Source organism: Allorhizobium paknamense (assembly GCF_030815125.1).
GTDB lineage: Bacteria > Pseudomonadota > Alphaproteobacteria > Rhizobiales > Rhizobiaceae > Allorhizobium > Allorhizobium paknamense.
Window position 1 is genome coordinate 89,511 of the sequence record NZ_JAUSWH010000007.1, and the last position, 17,665, is coordinate 107,175.

Sequence of the window (17,665 nt, forward strand, 5' to 3'; positions counted from 1 at the left end):
CGGTCCAGACGAATCGGAGAACTGCAATGATTGAAGTTCCGGTCTCCTGGGGTGAACTGATCGACAAGATCACCATCCTGCAGATCAAGGTAGAGCGCATTGCCGATGCTGGCAAGCGCGCCAATGTGGAGCGCGAACTCGCGCTTCTGACCGAACGCCTCCAGCCGGTCGCCGCCCATCCGGGCGTCGGCGCGGTCATGGGCGATCTCAAGGCGGTCAACACCGCGCTTTGGGAGATCGAGGACGATATCCGCGATTGCGAGCGCGAAGGCGATTTCGGCAGCCGCTTCGTGGAACTTGCCCGCTCGGTCTATATCACCAATGACCGGCGCGCCGAGCTGAAGCGCCAGATCAATGTCGAGCTTGGCTCCGGGATCATTGAGGAAAAATCCTACAAGCCCTATGCCGCCGAGGCCGTAAACGCCTGATACCAAGGCATCGAAGATGCTGACGCATCCTCGCCTTGAGATATTCGAAAAGGGAATACGAACGGTCATTTTCAATGACCGTTCGTATCAGGCGCATAGTGCCGCCGCACATGGCTCGGCATCTGGGGGGAAGGCGTTATGACGACGCAAATGATCGCCGACTGCCGCGCGCTGATTGCCGGTGGGCGGCTGGACGAAGCGCTCGCAAGGCTCGAGGCGCTCCATCGGCAGGAGCCGGACAATCCGGATGTCTGCCACTATCTCGGATTGTGCCTGCATCTCAGCGGCCGTTCCGCCGATGCCTTGCCCTTTTTCGAACAGGCGGTGACGTTGAGCCCCGGTCAGGCCGGGGTGCATCAGAACATGGCGCTGGCGCTGATGGCGGTGCAGGCTCCCGAAGAGGCCGCTGGCCATGCCCGGCAGGCGATCGAACTGGAGCCGGAGAGCGTGGGGGCACGGCTCAATCTCGTGCTGGCGCTGACGGCGCTTAACCGCTGGGAAGAGGCTCGCTCCATCTGCCGCGAGGCGCTGGATTTGCGTCCTGACGATCCGGCGGCTCTTGGCCAGATGGGGGTGATCCTCATGGAACTTGGGGAGTGGGAGGCGGGAGAAGCCCATCTCCGGCAGGCCATTGCGCTCCGTCCAGAGGTCGAGAGCTTCTATAATCTCGGTGTTCTCCTGCAAAAGAGCCAGAGGATCGAGGAGGCCATCGGCGCCTATGGCGAGGCCTTGCGGCTCGATCCGCTGCATGAGCGTTCGGCCAATAATCTCGCCGCCTGCTTCCGCCTGAAGGGCGAACTTTCGCTCGCGGAGCGGGTGCTGAACCGGCTGATCGAGGCAAGGCCTGAACCGGTGCACCGCTTCAACCGCGCTTGCCTGCGGCTTCTCGCCGGGCGCTGGACCGAGGCCTGGGCCGAGTATGAATTGCGCGCCGAGGCAACCGGCATCCCCTTTCCCGCTGCCCTTTCCGAAAGCCCGCGCTGGCAGGGCGAAAACCTGGGTGAGGGCACGCTCGTTATCCTCCACGAGCAGGGGCTGGGCGATAGTTTGCAATTCGTCCGGCTTTTGCCGCGCATTGCCGGTCGCGCCGGCAAAATCATCTTCATCTGCCAGCCGCAATTGCTGCGGCTTCTTTCGAGCCTTTCGATTTTCCAGGATGAAACCGGCCCGTTCCAACTGCTGCCGCATGGCGCCAACTGGCCCGCCGCAGATGCCTGGCTGCCGCTTCTGTCCCTTCCCGGCGTGTTGAACCTTTCGCCTGACACAGTCAGCGAAAAGACGCCTTATCTGAAGGCCGAGGCGAGTGTCGTTGATCGCTGGCAGGATTGGCTCGATGGCTTGGAGGCAGAGGATGCGCCGCGGCGTTTGCGTATTGGCCTCAGCTGGCAGGGCAATCCCAAGGCCTATGGTGAGCCGGGACGCTCGCTGCCGCTCTCAGCCTTCGCACCACTTGCGGGTTTTTCCGAGGAGATCCGCTGGGTTGCCCTGCAAAAGGGCGAGGCCCTTGATCAGGTCTCTGGGCAAGCCTTGCCGCTCTGTGTGCCGGAAACGTTCGATGACGGGCCGGATGCCTTTATCGATACGGCGGCGCTGATCCTCAGCCTCGATCTTGTCATCACCTCCGACACGGCGGTGGCGCATCTTGCCGGGGCGCTGGGCCGTCCGGTCTGGCTTTTGCTGCGCAAGGCGCCGGACTGGCGCTGGGGCATGGAAGGGCTGCTGACCGACTGGTATCCTACCCTCCGCCTTTTCCGTCAGACGGTGCCGGGGGATTGGGCAGGCGTGATGCAGGCCGTGCAGCAGGAATTGAAGGCCCTCCTGGCTGCTCCGAAGCTGGCAGACATTGACCCATCTGCGCCGGAAACTACGCTCAACGAGGCGATCCGGCTGCATCAGGCGCGGGATTTTTCCGCTGCCGTCAGGCTCTATCGGCATTTGCTGGCTGTCCGCTTCGAAGAAGCGCGGGTGCTGAACCTGCTCGGCATGGCCTTCATGGAGGCGGGTGGCCGCAGTGCCTCGGCCGCCAGACAGGCCTTGCCCTTTTCCGCCCGCTCGGTGGCCCTGCGCCCGGATGTGCCGGATCACTGGAGCAATTTCGCCATTGCGCTGGATGCCGCAGGCCATGGCCCGGACGGGCTTCGGGCGCTGAGGCATGCGCTGACCTTTCACCCCGATCACGTTCCCTCGCATCTGGCGCTGGCGCGGCGCGAGACGGCCCAGGGCCGGGCGGAAGATGCCCTGCACCGGGCAGGCCAGGTGGTCAAGGCCTATCCGAATTTCGCCCATGGGCTTTCGATTTTCGCCGGGGCGGCTCTGGCGCTCGGACGGTTTGACGAGGCGGAAGAGGCCATGCGGCGCGCCTGCCGGATTGAACCGGCCTCGGCGGCCCATCTCGTGCAATTGGGGGCGATCCTCCTCAAGAAGAAGGCCCCACAGGAGGCGGCCCGTGCCTGGGAAAAGGCGCTGGTACTGGAACCCGGCAATGCCGATGCCTGGAGCAATCTCGGCGTTGCCGAGCGCAATCACGGGCTGGCGGAGATCGCCGCCTTCTTCCAGAAGCGTGGCACGGAGATGCAGCCGAACCATGCGGAAGCCTGGAGCAACCTCGGCATCAGCTTGCTCGATGCCGGCTATGAGGGCGAGGCGCGGGACGCTTTTACCAAAGCCATCGCCATCCGCCCGCATTATGCCGATGCCGAAATGGCGCTTGGCATGGCGCTGATGAACGAGGGCCGTCTGGAAGAGGGCCTGCCGCTCTATGAACGGCGGTTCCAGGTGGAGACGCTGGGCATTGACCGCAGCCGCGTGCGCCTGCCCGAATGGCAGGGCGAGGACCTGACCGGTAAATCCATTCTGGTGCTGGCGGAACAGGGCTTTGGCGATGCCTTTCAGTTTGTCCGTTATGTGCGGCTGTTGAAGCAGCGCGGCGCGGCGCGGATCATGGTTGGCTGCCGCCGCAAGATCGCGGTGCTGATGGCCAGCATGGACGGTGTGGACGGTATCGTCTGCGAAAACGACCCCGTGCCGCCGCTCGACTATCACATCTTCATGATGAGCCTGCCGCTGCGCTTCGGCACGCGGGTTCAAACCATCCCGGCCTTTCCGGCCTATCTGGCCGCCGAGCCCGAATGCGTCACCCGCTGGGCGGAATGGCTGTCGCAGAAGCCGGGCTTCCGGGTTGGCCTCGTCTGGCAGGGCAATCCCGATCCGCAGGTGGACAAGGGCCGTTCCTATCCGCTGCGCGTGCTGGCGCCGCTCGCCAGGATCGAGGGCGTGCGGCTGATCGCCTTGCAGAAGGGCGCGGGCGAGGAGCAGATCGAAGAGGTTTCCTTTGCGGTGGAGCGACCGCCGGAAGGCTTCGATGAGGGGCCGGACGCCTTTGTCGATACGGCGGCGCTGATCATGAACCTCGATCTCGTCATTACCTCCGATACGGCGGTGGCGCATCTGGCGGGTGCGCTGGGCAAGCCGGTCTGGGTGATCCTCAAATCCCATGCCGAATGGCGCTGGCTGCGGGGCCGTTCCGACAGTCCCTGGTATCCGCGCTCCCGGTTGTTTCGCCGGGTGGAGGGAGAGCAAGAGGCTGAACCCTTTGCCGGACCCGCTCACCGCGTGGCCGAAGCGCTGAAACGCCTCGTGGCCGGGGATCGGGCAATGCTGTTCGTCACCGAGGAGCCGGTGGTCGAGGTGCAGCCGCGTTCCGAGCCGCAAAAGCGGCTGGCCCTTGCCATTCAGGCGCATATGGCCGGGGATACGGTCAAGGCCGAGGCAGCTTATGCCGCGCTGCTGCACGAAGAGGCCGTGCGGGCCGAGGCCTTGCATATGCTGGGCGGCCTTGCCATCGAGCAGCTCAACTACCCCCGCGCCTTGCTGTTTCTGGAGGCGGCGCGGTCGCTCGGCCTCGCAACGCCCGCCTTCCAGACCAATTTTTCCATTGTGCTGCGGCATCTGGGCCGGATCGACGAGGCCGAAGGCCTGCTGCGTCAGAGCCTTGCGTCCAGCCCCAGCGCGGAAGCCTTCATGACGCTCGGCAATCTGCTGCGTGACACCGATCGCCATGAGGAAGCGCTGGAGGCTTACGATGCTTCGCTGGCCTTGCGCTCCGATCTTGCCAAGACCCATCGCGGCAAAGGCAATGCGCTGCGTGAAATGGGCCGTCCCGAAGAGGCGGTGGCGTGCCTGACCCGGGCGCTGGAGCTGGAGCCGGAGGATGCCGAAACCCTCATTGACAGGGCGCATGCGCATCTGATGGCCGGGCATTTGCCGCAAGGCTTTGCCGATTATGAAGCGCGCTGGCGCGGCGCGGAACTGGTGGCGCGCAGCCTGCCCATGCCGCGCTGGGATGGAGCGGTGACGCCCGGCGCGCGGCTTCTCATCCATGGCGAACAGGGCCTCGGCGACCAGATCCAGTTTGCCCGCTTCCTGCGACCGGCGATCAGCCGGGTGGGCTTCGTCATCCTGGAGGTGCGCGAGCCGCTGGTGGGTCTTTTTGCGCTGCTCACCCGCGGCTGGCCGAATATCGACATCCGCCGTCAGGGCATTGACCCGGTTGACGATGCGGATCTTGAAATTCCGATGCTGAGCCTGCCGCTTGTGCTTGGCACTACGCTGGAGAGCTTGCCCGCACCGGCCATGTTCCGGCCAGACCCGCGTCGGGTGGCGGCCTGGGAGGCGCGCTTTGCCCATCGGGAAAGCCTGCGTGTCGGGCTGGTCTGGCAGGGCAATCCCAATGCCCGGGCCGACAAGGGCCGCTCGCCACCGCTCAAGGCGCTGGAACTTTTGTTCAAGGTGGAAGGTGTGCATTGGGTCGCCCTGCAATTCAAGGACGGGCTGGAACAGGTCAAGGGGCTGGATTTTGCCGCCGCCATGGAGTTGCCGGGCCGCGATCTCGGCGATTTCGCCGAAACCGCCGCCGCGATCTCCGCGCTCGATCTCGTCATTTCCTCCTGCACCTCGACACTGCATCTGGCCGCCTCGCTCGGCGTGCCGACCTTCGCACTTCTCAAATATGGCGCCGACTGGCGCTGGATGGCCGGGCGACAGGACAGTCCCTGGTATCCGGGCCTCAGGCTTTTCCGCCAGTCGCGTGCGGGCGACTGGGCGGGTGTGGCCGAGGCTGCGGCGGCGGAGCTTCGCTATTTTACGGGAGCCCGTCATGACGGATGAGCTGCTGCTGGACGCCTTTGAAAAACACCGCGCCGGCGCTCTTGCCGATGCGGCCCTGCTCTACGAGCAGATCCTGGCGGAAGATCCCGATCAGGTAGATGCGCTCAGGCTTCTCGCCTCGGCCCGCCGGTCGCTCGGGCAACTGCCGGAGGCGCTTTCGCTGTATGCCCGGGCGCTTAGGCTGGCCCCGGACCATGCCGATATCTGGTTCAACCTCGGCAATGCGCTGTCGGCGGCGGGGCGCGAGGCGGACGCGCTGGAATCCTACCGCCGGGCGGCAGAGCTTCAGCCGCAGAATGCCGAGGCGCATGCCCATATCGGCATTTGCCTTGCCAACCGCAATGATCTCGCCGGTGCCGCCGACGCCTATCGCACTGCGCTGGCGCTCGATCCGCAAAACCGGATCGCCATCCACAATCTCGGCAATGTCCTCTCGGAAATGGGGGAGGCCGAGGCTGCCATCCGACAATTGCGTCAGGCCGTTTCCCTTTATCCCGATCTGGCGGAGGCCCACTACAATCTCGGCCTGAACCTGCTGCGCGCCGGGGATTTTGCCGGTGGCTTCAAGGCCTATGAATGGCGCTGGCGGGCTGAAGGTTTCCCGGCCACCGCCCGCCACACCGAAATCACCGATTGGGACGGGCGGCCTTTTCCCGGCAAGCGCCTGCTGGTTCATGCCGAACAGGGACTTGGCGATACCATCCAGTTCGTGAAGCTTCTGCCGCTGGTCAAATCGCTGGGCGGCGAGGTGATCCTGCAAGTGCCCGACAAGCTTCTGCGGCTGTTGCGGGATGTGGCGGGTGCCGACCGCGTGCAATCCGCCGATCCGGAGCCGGGCGAGGTGGATTATCAGGTGCCGTTGCTGGGTGTGCCACACCGGCTGCAATTAACCCTCGGCAGCATTCCCGGCGCAAAAGCCTATCTGGCGGCAGATCCAGACTCCGTTGCCCGGTGGCGGCAAAAGCTGGCGCTCGGGAATGATCGTCCTGTGTTCGGTTTCGTCTGGCGTGGCAATCCGCTCTCTCCCTCCGACAAGGGCCGGAGCCTCAAGGGGCCGGAGGCGCTCAAACCCTTCGCAGGCCTCGGGCATGCGCGGCTGATGGCCTTGCAGAAACTGGAGCCGGAAGAGATCGAACCGGCGGATACCCCATCCGGTTATCGGGTGGCGGGACTGGATTTCACGCTGGAATATCCCGGGCCGGATTTCGATGCCGGACCGGATGCCTTTATCGATACGGCGGCCATTCTCAGTCAACTCTCCGGCTTTGTCTCGGTCTGCACCGCGCCGCTGCATCTGGCGGGCGCACTTGGCGTGCCGTCGCTGGCTCTGCTGAAGGCCGTGCCGGACTGGCGCTGGGGGTTGAGGGAAAAGACCAGCCCCTGGTATCCGGCCATGCGGCTTTTCCGCCAGCCGGAGCCGGGAGATTTCGCCTCGGCGATTGCCGAGGCGGTGGGCTATTTTAGAGCATTTCCAGGAAAAGTGGGAACCGGTTTTCCGTCCGGAAATGCGTAAAAACAAAGAGTTAGAGCGCCGATCTGATTCGATCAGATCGAAAAGCGCTCTAAATATAGCTCTTGATGATTGATTTCATCTGGTCCGCCGTGCGCGACCAGGTGAAACCCGCGAGCTTTGCTGCGCCGCGTTCGCCGCGCCGTCTCGCATCGTTGCGGTCGCGCCAGGCGCGCTCCAGTGCGTCTTCAATCTCATCGACACTGCTTTCGCCCCAGCCGACGACATCGCCGACGCCAGCACCTTCACCCGCCACCGGGGCCTGCGCCTGCAACGCATAGCAATTGCCGCCATCGATCAGGTCCAGATGGCCGGTATTGGCGGAAAGAATGGTCGGCACGCCGCAGGCCATGCATTCCATCGCCACCAGATTGGTGCCGCCCTCGCTGCGATTGGGGAAGACCGCGACATCCATTTCTCTCAGAATCGGCGGCATCAGCGCATTTGGCACGCTGCCGAGATCAAGGAATTGCCGCGCATCGATGTCATTGGCGGCAATCCAGGCGGCGTGGTCGATCACGCCCTTGTCATTGGTGCCGATGGCGGCGGCCTTGCCAGAGCGGTTCAGGGTCAGCGCAAATTGCGGCCAGGGGCTGTGCCAGGCGGTCACCAGCAAGGCTTCCGGATGGCGCTTGGCGAAGCGGGCAAAGGCCGCAACCACCAGATCCTGCCCCTTGCGAAGCTCAAGCTTGCCGCCGGAAAACACCAGGAAGCGGTCTGAGAGCACGCCCTGTCGCGGGCCGGGGTGAAACAGCGTCTGGTCCACGCCCTGAATGACGGTGGTGACATTGGTAAGTCCATGCGCACGCATGATTCGCTCATTCCAGGTCGATCCGGCGATCACCAGTTTCAACCCGCGCGCCCGCGCCCTGGCCTCCTCGGAAAGCTGCGGCAGTTCGAAAAACACCACGCCCAGCGTCGGTGATCCGGAAAGCTGAACGCCTTTCGGCCCCGGCGAGGTGGTGAAATCATTGCCAAGCCCGGCCAGAAGCGGCGTGTTGACGGTGAGCGTCGTGGCGCTTTCCGCCTCGATCTTGCGGGCAAGATCGGCGGAGGCGGCAAAAAAGCCGTTTAAAGCCCGCCGCCGCAGCGGGTCGACGACGATCTGGTCGGCCTGAAGCGGAAAGGAGGTGACGGGCTCCAGGTCCCGGTCCTGCGACCAGTTGAGCGCTAGGTTGAGGCCGTAAATGCCCCAGCCGAAAAAGCTGGAAATACCCCAGTGAATAATGACAGGCCGTCGGGAATGGGAGTTCAACGGGCAATCCTTCGGTGATTCGCTTCTCCATCAAGCTTACAGCGCTTCCGCTGGCGCCGTGGCGTATCTCCTGTGGATAGAGCCGCTTGTCTTCATGGTTGTGGCGGGTGCCGGAATCCAGCATCGCGAAAGCTTGGGCCTCTACGGTCGGCTGGAATGGGTCCGTGAACGCCCGCATGAGGCGGCTTCGGACTGACCTGAGAACATTCGCCAAGGGGTGTTTGGCGAGGATCAAGAGGTGTGTCGATGAATGGTGAAGACAGGGATCTGGTCGAGGAGAATCAGGCCGGGTCCGCTCTTGCTGCATTGGCTCTTGCAGCCCGCAGCCTGGGGCTTTCGCTGTCGCTGGAAGAGCTTTGCCGCACCTATGGCAATGAGCCGTCGCTGTCCTTGCAGCAACTGGCCGAGATTTCCGGTGCCAATAGCCTGAAGGCCAAGCCGATCCGGTTGAACTGGAAGATCCTGAGCCAGATGGAGGCCGGTGTTTCGGCCCTGATCGAGCTGAAGGACGGCTCCTTCCTCGTCTTCGAAAAATTCGTCGATGATGCGGTAACCCCGCGCATGGTGTTTCGCGATCCCGCCGACCCGAAGGCCGCCCGTGTCGTGGTGGACGAACTGCGCCTGTCGGAAAACTGGAACGGCCATGTGCTGCTGTTGAAACGGCAGGTGGCGGAGGCGGACGAGCGAGACGAATTCGGTTTTCTCTGGCTGTTCCGGCAGGTGATGGAGGATGCACGTCTGGTGCGCGACATCGTCATTGCCGCGCTGTCGCTCGGCGTTCTGGCGCTGGTGCCCTCGCTCTTCTACATGGTGGTGATCGACAAGGTGATGGTGCATCACCGGCTTTCGACGCTCTCCGTCATGGCGCTCGCCATTGCCGTGGTGCTGGTCTTCGACATGGCGCTCGGCTATCTGCGCCGCTCTGTCACCGCTGTGGTCAGCGCCAAGATCGACGTGCGGCTCAATCTCTTGATCTTCGACCGCCTGTCACGCCTGCCGATTGAATTCTTCGAGCAGAACGCCACCGGCGGCATTGTCCACCGGTTGGGTGAGGCCCGGCGTCTGCGCGGTTTCGTGACCGGCCAGCTGTTCGGCTCGGTGCTGGACATGCTGTCGCTGGCGGTGCTCATTCCCACCATGTTCCTGCTCAGCCCCGGCCTTACCTTCTGGGTGCTTGGCCTTGCGGCGATCATGGCGCTGGTGCTCTTTGCCTATATCGGGCCGGTACGGCGCGCCTATGCCCAGGTCATGGGCAGCGAACATCGCCGGACCTCCATGCTGATTGAAACCATCAACGGTATCCGCACCGTCAAGTCGCTGGCGCTGGAAGGCCGCAAGCGCCGCGAATGGGACCAGAAGGTTGCCGAAGCGGTAAACCGCCAGACGGATCTGACGCTGCTGGCCAACCAGCCGCAGACGCTGCTCGCGCCGCTGGAAAAGCTGATCTATGCCGGCTCGCTGCTGATCGGCGCCTATCTGGTCATCGTTGACGAGCATACGGTGATGACCGGGACGCTGGTGGCCTTCACCATGATCGCCATGCGCGCCACCCAGCCGCTGGTGCAGATGGCGGGCATGATGCAGCAGATGGAAGAGGCACGCGGCGCGTTGCGCCAGATCGCCTCCGTCATCAATGCCGAGCCGGAAGCCCGCCGGGAAAACGGCGTGCGCCCGACGCTTTCGGGCCGCATCACCTTCGAGGATGTGCGCTTTGCTTATCCGGGTGTACCGTCGCCGGCGTTGAACGCCGTCAATTTCCACGTCAAGCCGGGCAGCCTCGTCGGCATCATGGGCCGCAGCGGCTCCGGCAAGACCACGATCACCCGGCTGTTGCAGGGCCTGCACCAGAATTACTCCGGCCTGATCCGGCTGGATGGTGTGGAGTTGAAGGAAATCGATCTTTATCATCTGCGCACCCAGATCGGTGTTGTCTTGCAGGACAGCTTCCTGTTCCGGGGCACCATCCGCGAGAACATCACCATTGCCCGGCCTGATGCCGCGCCTGAGGATATGATCGAGGCGGCGCAACTGGCGGGCGCGGATGAGTTTATCGAGCGGCTGCCGCGCGGTTATGACACGATGCTGGAAGAGCATGCCGCCAATCTCTCCGGCGGCCAGCGCCAGCGGCTCGCCATTGCCCGGGCGCTGATCACCGATCCGCCGGTGCTGATCTTCGATGAGGCCACCAGTGCGCTCGATCCCGAGAGCGAGGCGATCATCATGCGCAATCTCAAGCGCATCGCCAGGGGCCGCACCGTGCTGATGATTTCCCACCGGCTGTCGTCGCTGGTCGATTGCGACCAGATCCTGGTCATGGATCGCGGCCAGTTGAAGGATAGCGGCACCCATCACGATCTCCTGCGCCGGTCGGCGGATTATCGCCACCTGTGGAACCAGCAGAACCGCCACCTGATTTCCGGAAAGAGCCATGACGAAGACCTTAACGCTGTCGCCTGACGAGCACCGCTTCGCGGTTCGCACGACGGCGGAATTTCTCTCCGAAAGTGCTGCCATCCTCAATCGCGCTCCGCCGCGCTCGGCGCGTCTCACCATCGCCGCCGTGGCGGCGCTGATCGCCAGCGCCATCGCCATTTCGGTGCTGATGCCGGTGGAGCGGGTGGTGACGGCCAAGGGGCGCATCGCCTCGGAAAGCCCGCATATTGTCGTGCAGCCGATCGAAACCTCGATCGTCCGGGAAATCCTGGTGCGCGAGGGGCAGGAGGTGAAGGCAGGCCAGCTTCTCGCCACGCTCGATCCGACCTTCTCCCAGGCCGACCAGACCTCGGTCAGCCGTCAGGTGGCAAGCCTTTCGGCGGAAGTGGAGCGGCTGAAGGCGGAAATCGACGGTCGTGATTATCAGGCAAAGCCGGGCGACAGTTTCGGCCTGTTGCAGCGGCGCTTCTTCGAGGCCCGCCGCTCGCAGCACGAGGCGTCGATGGCGAGCTACAAGGCCAAGATCGCTTCACTTGAAACAACGCGGGCGCAATTGCAATCCGAACTGGACGTAAACCGCGAGCGGTTGAAGCTCAGTGAGGAAAGCGAGGCCATGAAGGGCGCGCTGGTGCAGCAGAAATTTGCAAGCCGCGCCGATGCCCTGAAGGCCAGGGACTGGACGCTGGAAGTGACCGGAACCATGCGCGAGCTGGAAGGCAAGCTCACGGCCAGCGACCATGAAATCCAGTCCGTGCAGGCGCAGATGGAGGATCAGGCCCAGCAATGGCGCTCCGATGCCATGGCCCAGCTCGTCAAACAGCAGGTGCAGCTGAATGCCGCCAATGAGGAGCTCAACAAGGCCGACAAGCGCCATGATCTGATCGAACTCAAGGCTCCGGAAGATGCCGTGGTCCTGCAGATCGGCGAGATTTCCATCGGCTCGGTGGCGCAGACGGCGCAGAAAATGTTCACGCTGGTGCCGAAGAGCGCCCGTCTTGAAGTAGAGGCGGAGATTTCCACCCAGGACCAGGGCTTTCTCAAGGTGGGCCAGCCGGTGGAAATCAAGCTGGATGCCTGGCCCTATGGCCGCTATGGCGGGCTGAAGGGCGAGGTGCGCGCGATCAGTGGCGATAGTCTCACCGTCTCTCGCAAGACGGACGATAACACCCGCAGCGACAGCCGCAGCATCTACATTGCCAAGATCACCATCACCGATCCGCGCCTCAAGGTGACGCCCGCCGATTTCCGGCTGATCCCCGGCATGACGCTGACGACCGATATCGTGGTGGGCGACCAGACAGTGGCGGCCTATCTGTTCGACCGGGCAATTCCGGCGGTGGGCGAGGGGCTGCGCGAACCATGATCGATCTTCGGGACATGGCCCGGCAGGCCTTTCGCCACCAGCTTTACCGTCACGGCCTGCGTCAGCTTGGTCTGGAAAAGATGCCAAAGGCGGCGGCCCTTCTGAAAAAGGCCGCTGACCGGGGCCATGTCGGGGCGGCTTATGAACTGGCCCGGCTGTTCGAGGCGGGCAAGGGTGTGATTGCCGATCTGGCCGAGGCGCGGCGTTTTGCGCGCTTTGCCGCCGATGCCGGTCATCCCGCCGCCATGGCGCTGACCGCCCGGCTCTATCTCGCCTCCAGCCGCCAGGAATTTCCCGCCACGCCCGCCAGCCGCAGTCTTTACGGCGCGGCCCTTGAAACGGTCAGTGAGCCTGTGCTTGCCCGCACCTATGCGCTGGCCGCTCACGAGGCTGGCAATGCCGATGGTTCGGCACTGGCTGGCTATCTGCTTGCCTCCGGCATTGGCGGTGAAGCCGATCCGCAGGCCGCGATGGATTGTTACGAACCGGCGCTGGCTGTCGGTAATGTGCGGGCGCATCTGGGTGTGGGCACGCTTCTGGCTGGCGGTCATCTGGGTGCGGCCGATTATGAGCAGGCCTTTTCCTATTTCAAATTTGCCGCGGCGGCGGGTAACCGCACCGCCCGCCATTATCTCGCCCTGCAATATCTGAACGGGCTTGGCACGACTGCCAACGAAGAGCGTGCCCTGAAGCTTCTGACGGCGGCTGCGGCCAAGGGCTATCAGGCCTCCATCGAGGAACTGGCGAAATACTATCTCGATCCTGCCCATCCCGGACGCGACCGCGCCAAGGGCATACGCTGGTTGACCGCGCTGGCCCGCATGGGCGACAAGCGGGCTTGCCGCGAACTGGAACAGCGCTACCGCCACGGTGCCGACGTCGCGCAAAGCGCGACGGAAGCCTTGCTTTGGCTGGAAAAGGCTGCCCTCAAGGGCGACGTCGCCGCTCAGTTCCAGATGGCGGTGGTGGCCGCCACCGGCGGCGGTAGCGAAGGCGAGGCCGATCTTGCCCAGGCGCGTCTGTGGTTCGAGATGGCCGCCGAGCAAGGGCATGCCATTGCCATGGTCAATCTCGGCCGGTTCCGCATGAAAGGCATTGGTGGTCCCGTCGACCTTGCCGGCGCTCAACGGGTCCTGGAAGCCGCCATGGAGGCGGGGGAACTGGCAGCTTCCGCGGTGCTTGGCGAATATCACGCCTATTATGCCGATCCCGCTGACCCGGACACGGCCCGCAATATATTGACGGTCGGGGCCGAGGCCGGGGATGCGGTCTGCAAGGATATGCTCGCCCGGCTGGACGAGCGGCAGGTGGCCAAGGTCGCCTGATCGGGAGGGCCTGATTGACGGGGGCGCAGAGAGGCTGGCCTTGCAGCCGGGCCTCTTCTTTCCCACATGGATGTCGGCTACCGTATAATTCCTTAAATCGGAAAGGATTAAAGGAATTATGCGGTAGGAAGCCTCGCTTCCCCGAAACCCCATGAGGTGACCCTTGATCCTCGACGCCGCTGCTCTTTCTCTTCGCAATCTGCTGGCCAGTGAAACCCGTTCCGTTTTCTGGAAGGTGCTGGGCCTTTCGCTGCTGGCGCTGATCGGCCTCTGGTTCTCGCTGCGCGAATTCTTTCTCTACACCATCTGGCCCTGGCTTTCCGGCATGCTGCCGGGCACGCCGGATTGGGCTGGCTGGCTGATGCTGCTCCTCGGCATTCTCGCCAGCATCGGTCTTGCGCTGGCGCTGGCGCTGCTGATCGCCCCGATCACCGCCATCATTGCCGGGCTCTTTCTGGATGATGTGGCGGAACTGATTGAAAAGCGCGATTACCCGACGGACAAGCCCGGCATCGCCATGCCTCTGGGCGAGGCCATCCTGTCGTCGATCAAGTTTTTCGGCGTGGTGATCCTTGGCAATCTGGTGGCGCTGTTCCTGCTCTTCCTGCCGGGCGTCAACCTCATCGCCTTCTTTCTGGTCAACGGCTATCTGCTGGGGCGGGAATTCTTCGAATTTGCCGCCATGCGCCTTCGCCCCCGGGAAGAGGCGCTGGATTTCCGCCGCAAGCATTCCGGTACGGTGTTTCTGGCTGGTCTGCTGATCGCCGCCTTTCTGGCCATCCCCATCGTCAACCTGCTGACACCACTGTTTGCAGCGGGGCTGATGGTGCATTTGCATAAGGCGCTGTCGGCACGCGACCCGTCATTCGAGACCGATCTGCTGCGGCGGTAATTCCACCAGAGGGGCCGGAACGCTGCAGGTCTTTTCCGGCGAACGACAGAGATCGGCAATCACGCAGCGTTCGCATTCGGGTTTGCGGGCCTTGCAGCAATAGCGGCCATGCAGGATCAGCCAGTGATGGGCGTGAAAGAGATAGGGCTTGGGAATGATCCGCATCAGCTTGTCCTCCACCTCATCCGGCGTCTTGCCCGGCGCCAGACGGATGCGGTTGCCAATGCGGAAAATATGCGTATCCACCGCCATGGTGGGAATGCCGAAGGCCATGGACATCACCACATTGGCCGTCTTGCGGCCCACCCCTGGCAGCATGACAAGCTCTTCGCGGGTTTTCGGCACTTCGCCGCCGAACCGGTCCACCAGCATCTGGCTGAGCGCGATGACATTCTTCGCCTTGTTGCGGTAAAGGCCGATGGTCTTGATATAATCGCGAACCTTTTCCTCCCCCAGCGCCAGCATTTTTTCCGGTGTGTCGGCCACGGCAAAAAGCGCGCGCGTGGCCTTGTTGACGCCCGCATCGGTGGCCTGCGCCGAAAGCGCCACCGCGACCACCAGCGTGAAGGGGTTTACATGCTCAAGCTCGCCCTTCGGCTCCGGCCGCTGCACGGAGAAACGGCGAAACATCTCCTCAAGCTCCGCCTTGGAATAGGCGCTGCGGCCTGCGGGCTTTTTTGTCGCAGCCGAATTTGACTTTTTGACAGTTTGGGTGCTGGATTTCATTTTGATGCTTATCAAATAGGGTGTGTGGAGAAACGCGCCATGGATGAGACTGCCGATCCGCCCATTTTTGCTGCCGAATTGGTACCCTATCGCTCGCTCGGACGAAAGGGCTTCCGCATCCTGCTCGCCTTGTCCGGTCTGATCTGCCTACTGTACGGGCTGTTTTTCCTAACCACCGGCGCCTGGCCTATCGGCTTCTTCTTCGGGCTGGATTTCCTGCTGCTCTATGGCGCCTTCCGGCTGAACTATCGCGCTGCCCGCGCAAGGGAAGAGGTGACCGTCTCCCGCCAGCAATTGACCGTGCGCAAATTCACCCCTTCCGGCAAGATGACGGAATTTCTCTGGAACCCCTTCTGGGCGCGTTTTTTCGTCCGCCGCCACGAGGAATTCGGCATTCTCTCCATGACGGTCCATGGGCAGGGCAGGCAGACGGAAATCGGCTCCTTCCTCAATCCCGATGACCGCGAAAGCTTCGCAAAGGCCTTCCGACAGGCGCTGGCAACGGCCACGCAGAGGATATGAAGAGACCGCAAGAAACGGGTGGTTGACGCCATCAGAACATGCTTTCTGAAGGCAAAGGAGAAATTGCCATGTCCTTTGCTTCACGCTTGCAAAATGCGACCACCGACATCACCCCCGGAGGCGGCGATTACGAAACCGTGCGCCGGGTGATCGAAATGCTGACCCTCGATTACCGCGACCAGCCAGCGCTGGAAACCATTGCCGCCCGGCTTGGCCAATCGCCGACGCAATTGCAAAAGACTTTCACGCGCTGGGCTGGCCTATCGCCAAAAGCCTTTCTGCAAGCCGTAACGCTGGATCATGCCAAGCGCCTGCTGGGCCAGGATGGCCTGCCGCTGCTCGAAACCGCGCTGGAGCTTGGCCTGTCGGGACCGGGGCGCCTGCATGACCTGTTCGTCAGCCACGAGGCGATGTCGCCGGGCGAATGGAAAGCGAAAGGCGCGGGCCTCACCATTCGCCACGCCTTTCATTCCTCCCCCTTCGGAGAGGCGCTGGTGATGATCACCGACCGTGGCCTCGCCGGCCTCGGCTTTTGCGATCCCGGCGAAGAAAATGCCTGCTATGCCGACATGGCCAGCCGCTGGCCGCTCGCCCATTTTGTCGAAGACCGCGCCGCAACCGGGATCTATGTGAAACGGATTTTCGACCCTTCCAACTGGCAGGCCGAGCAGCCCTTGCGCGTGGTGCTGATCGGCTCGGATTTTCAGGTGAGGGTCTGGCAGAGCCTGTTGCAAATCCCGCTCGGCCGCGCCGTCACCTATTCCGACATCGCGCAAAAGATCGGCCAACCCACCGCCAGCCGCGCTGTGGGAGCAGCGGTCGGGCGCAACCCGATTTCCTTCGTGGTGCCGTGTCACCGGGCGCTGGGCAAAAGCGGCGCACTCACGGGGTATCACTGGGGGCTGACACGGAAGCGGGCGATGCTCGGATGGGAGGCTGGGTGTGTGGGGTGAGTGGCGGATGGGGTTGGTGAAAGTCTGCTTTTGCCCAGACCGGCCATCCGCCGTCGCAAAAATCGGTCGGGAAACTGTGATTTTTGCGATAGACATCTCCCTTGAAATTCAGGTGCGGTCGAACTGTCGCAAATGTCAGGAAATATGCGATATCGATCAAGTTTAAGATGAAACCCATTCCATGAAAGCCATCGCTTCGACGTTGGACCGATTGCTGGTTGCGATCAGATACGGATCGAGCGGGCGGTTGATGTCGGGAAAGACTTGGCACAGTCGCCCGGCCGCTATGTCGTGAGCCACTAAGGTTGTCGGGCCAATAGCTATTCCTAACCCGTCGGAAGCGGCTCGCAACGCGAAATCTAGATGGTCAAACCGCATCTCGCCTGCTGGCGCTATCGCCTCTGCTTCTGCGTACCGCAACCACTGCTGCCAATCATCATTCCGGGTCTCGCTGTGGAGAAAGACATGCTTCCTCAGATCTCCAAGCTGCCGGATAGGTTGGGCTCGCATCAGGGAAGGTGCTGCAACCGCAGAAGCATAGTCGGAAAGAAAGGCACGCGGCTGAAGGTCTATCGGCCATCCCGCTTTTGTCCGGCGAATGATGATGTCAAAGGTATCTCGGCCAAGTCGTTCAGGAGCTACGTCACTTGTAATAACTTGCGGCGATATATGCGGGAACTCTCGGATGAAGGCCGGCAGTTGCGGAATGAGCCAGCGAGCTGCGAAGCTGGCCCGAACGTTTATGCGTAAACCTTTGACGGGAGCTGATTTCGCGACGGCAGCCGCTGTCGCCGCCATAAGCTCGATTGCTGGAGCCATGCCGGCGAAAAGCTCCTGGCCGGAAGCTGTCAGTGCGATCTGACGAACTCCTCTGGTGAAAAGGCTGACCCCCAAATGCTGCTCAAGCTGCTTGATCTGATGGCTGACCGCGCCGTGGGTCACGCCTAACTCGGCGGCCGCGAGCGTAAAGCTTAAATGTCTGGCGGCCGCGACAAAGGCGCGTACAGCGTTCAACGGTGGCAGGCGACGATAAGTCATGCGTGAATTCCCCTCACGCATATAGGGCAAATTTTGTCGTTTGTCGCCACTTGT

Annotated in this window: 12 protein-coding genes; 9 read left to right on the forward strand and 3 right to left on the reverse strand. The window is 62.9% G+C overall.

Annotated features, from left to right (window positions below; all coding sequences use genetic code 11):
- Positions 1-26 precede the first annotated feature (26 nt).
- The 3 genes from QO005_RS12500 (at position 27) to QO005_RS12510 (ending at position 7,107) form a co-directional block, all read left to right on the forward strand.
- Positions 27-428, forward strand: coding sequence for a DUF6165 family protein (locus QO005_RS12500; RefSeq protein WP_307158375.1), 402 nt, complete (start codon positions 27-29; stop codon positions 426-428).
- Positions 429-566: 138 nt separating this feature from the next.
- On the forward strand, positions 567-5,594 hold the full coding sequence (locus QO005_RS12505) for a tetratricopeptide repeat protein (protein ID WP_307158376.1): 5,028 nt from the start codon (positions 567-569) through the stop codon (positions 5,592-5,594).
- Positions 5,584-7,107: a tetratricopeptide repeat protein gene (locus tag QO005_RS12510; protein WP_307158377.1), complete on the forward strand. Its 1,524-nt coding sequence runs from the start codon at positions 5,584-5,586 to the stop codon at positions 7,105-7,107. The genes QO005_RS12505 and QO005_RS12510 overlap by 11 nt, the downstream gene beginning before the upstream one ends.
- Before the next feature lie 49 nt (positions 7,108-7,156).
- Here QO005_RS12510 and QO005_RS12515 read toward each other — a convergent pair whose 3' ends face one another.
- Positions 7,157-8,359 (reverse strand): glycosyltransferase family 4 protein, encoded by a 1,203-nt coding sequence (locus QO005_RS12515; protein ID WP_307158378.1) that lies wholly within the window; start codon positions 8,357-8,359, stop codon positions 7,157-7,159.
- Between the two features lie 246 nt (positions 8,360-8,605).
- Between QO005_RS12515 and QO005_RS12520 the strand changes: the two genes are divergently transcribed.
- From QO005_RS12520 to QO005_RS12535, 4 genes are all read left to right on the forward strand, one after another.
- Complete coding sequence (locus tag QO005_RS12520) at positions 8,606-10,816, forward strand: peptidase domain-containing ABC transporter (protein WP_307158379.1); 2,211 nt, start codon at positions 8,606-8,608, stop codon at positions 10,814-10,816.
- Positions 10,788-12,155, forward strand: a complete 1,368-nt coding sequence (locus QO005_RS12525; protein WP_307158380.1) for an HlyD family type I secretion periplasmic adaptor subunit — start codon at positions 10,788-10,790, stop codon at positions 12,153-12,155. Before QO005_RS12520 ends, QO005_RS12525 begins: the two co-directional genes overlap by 29 nt.
- On the forward strand, positions 12,152-13,480 hold the full coding sequence (locus tag QO005_RS12530) for a tetratricopeptide repeat protein (protein WP_307158381.1): 1,329 nt from the start codon (positions 12,152-12,154) through the stop codon (positions 13,478-13,480). Before QO005_RS12525 ends, QO005_RS12530 begins: the two co-directional genes overlap by 4 nt.
- Before the next feature lie 163 nt (positions 13,481-13,643).
- Positions 13,644-14,372, forward strand: coding sequence for a sulfate transporter family protein (locus QO005_RS12535; protein ID WP_307158382.1), 729 nt, complete (start codon positions 13,644-13,646; stop codon positions 14,370-14,372).
- Here the strand turns inward: QO005_RS12535 and nth are convergent.
- On the reverse strand, positions 14,343-15,098 hold the full coding sequence (nth, locus tag QO005_RS12540; RefSeq protein WP_370878060.1) for an endonuclease III: 756 nt from the start codon (positions 15,096-15,098) through the stop codon (positions 14,343-14,345). The genes QO005_RS12535 and nth overlap by 30 nt on opposite strands.
- A 39-nt stretch (positions 15,099-15,137) precedes the next feature.
- Here nth and QO005_RS12545 point away from each other — a divergent pair, with 39 nt between their 5' ends.
- Together QO005_RS12545 and QO005_RS12550 are read left to right on the forward strand one after the other, a co-directional pair.
- Positions 15,138-15,620 carry a DUF2244 domain-containing protein gene (locus tag QO005_RS12545; RefSeq protein ID WP_307158384.1) on the forward strand — a complete coding sequence of 161 codons (483 nt, stop codon included), beginning with the start codon at positions 15,138-15,140 and terminating at the stop codon, positions 15,618-15,620.
- Positions 15,621-15,688: 68 nt separating this feature from the next.
- Entirely contained in the window at positions 15,689-16,573 is an 885-nt protein-coding gene (locus QO005_RS12550; RefSeq protein ID WP_307158385.1) for a methylated-DNA--[protein]-cysteine S-methyltransferase, read from the forward strand.
- 162 nt (positions 16,574-16,735) lie between these two features.
- Here the strand turns inward: QO005_RS12550 and QO005_RS12555 are convergent, their stop codons facing one another.
- Entirely contained in the window at positions 16,736-17,611 is an 876-nt protein-coding gene (locus QO005_RS12555; protein ID WP_307158386.1) for a LysR substrate-binding domain-containing protein, read from the reverse strand.
- Between the last annotated feature and the right edge of the window lie 54 nt (positions 17,612-17,665).

Coding starts and splice junctions, on each gene's coding strand:
- QO005_RS12505 (WP_307158376.1), top strand. CDS start 567: ATGACGACGCAAATGATCGCCGACTGCCGCGCGCTGATTGCCGGTGGG.
- QO005_RS12500 (WP_307158375.1), top strand. CDS start 27: ATGATTGAAGTTCCGGTCTCCTGGGGTGAACTGATCGACAAGATCACC.
- QO005_RS12520 (WP_307158379.1), top strand. CDS start 8,606: ATGAATGGTGAAGACAGGGATCTGGTCGAGGAGAATCAGGCCGGGTCC.
- QO005_RS12545 (WP_307158384.1), top strand. CDS start 15,138: ATGGATGAGACTGCCGATCCGCCCATTTTTGCTGCCGAATTGGTACCC.
- QO005_RS12510 (WP_307158377.1), top strand. CDS start 5,584: ATGACGGATGAGCTGCTGCTGGACGCCTTTGAAAAACACCGCGCCGGC.
- nth (WP_370878060.1), bottom strand. CDS start 15,098: ATGAAATCCAGCACCCAAACTGTCAAAAAGTCAAATTCGGCTGCGACA.
- QO005_RS12555 (WP_307158386.1), bottom strand. CDS start 17,611: ATGACTTATCGTCGCCTGCCACCGTTGAACGCTGTACGCGCCTTTGTC.
- QO005_RS12530 (WP_307158381.1), top strand. CDS start 12,152: ATGATCGATCTTCGGGACATGGCCCGGCAGGCCTTTCGCCACCAGCTT.
- QO005_RS12550 (WP_307158385.1), top strand. CDS start 15,689: ATGTCCTTTGCTTCACGCTTGCAAAATGCGACCACCGACATCACCCCC.
- QO005_RS12525 (WP_307158380.1), top strand. CDS start 10,788: ATGACGAAGACCTTAACGCTGTCGCCTGACGAGCACCGCTTCGCGGTT.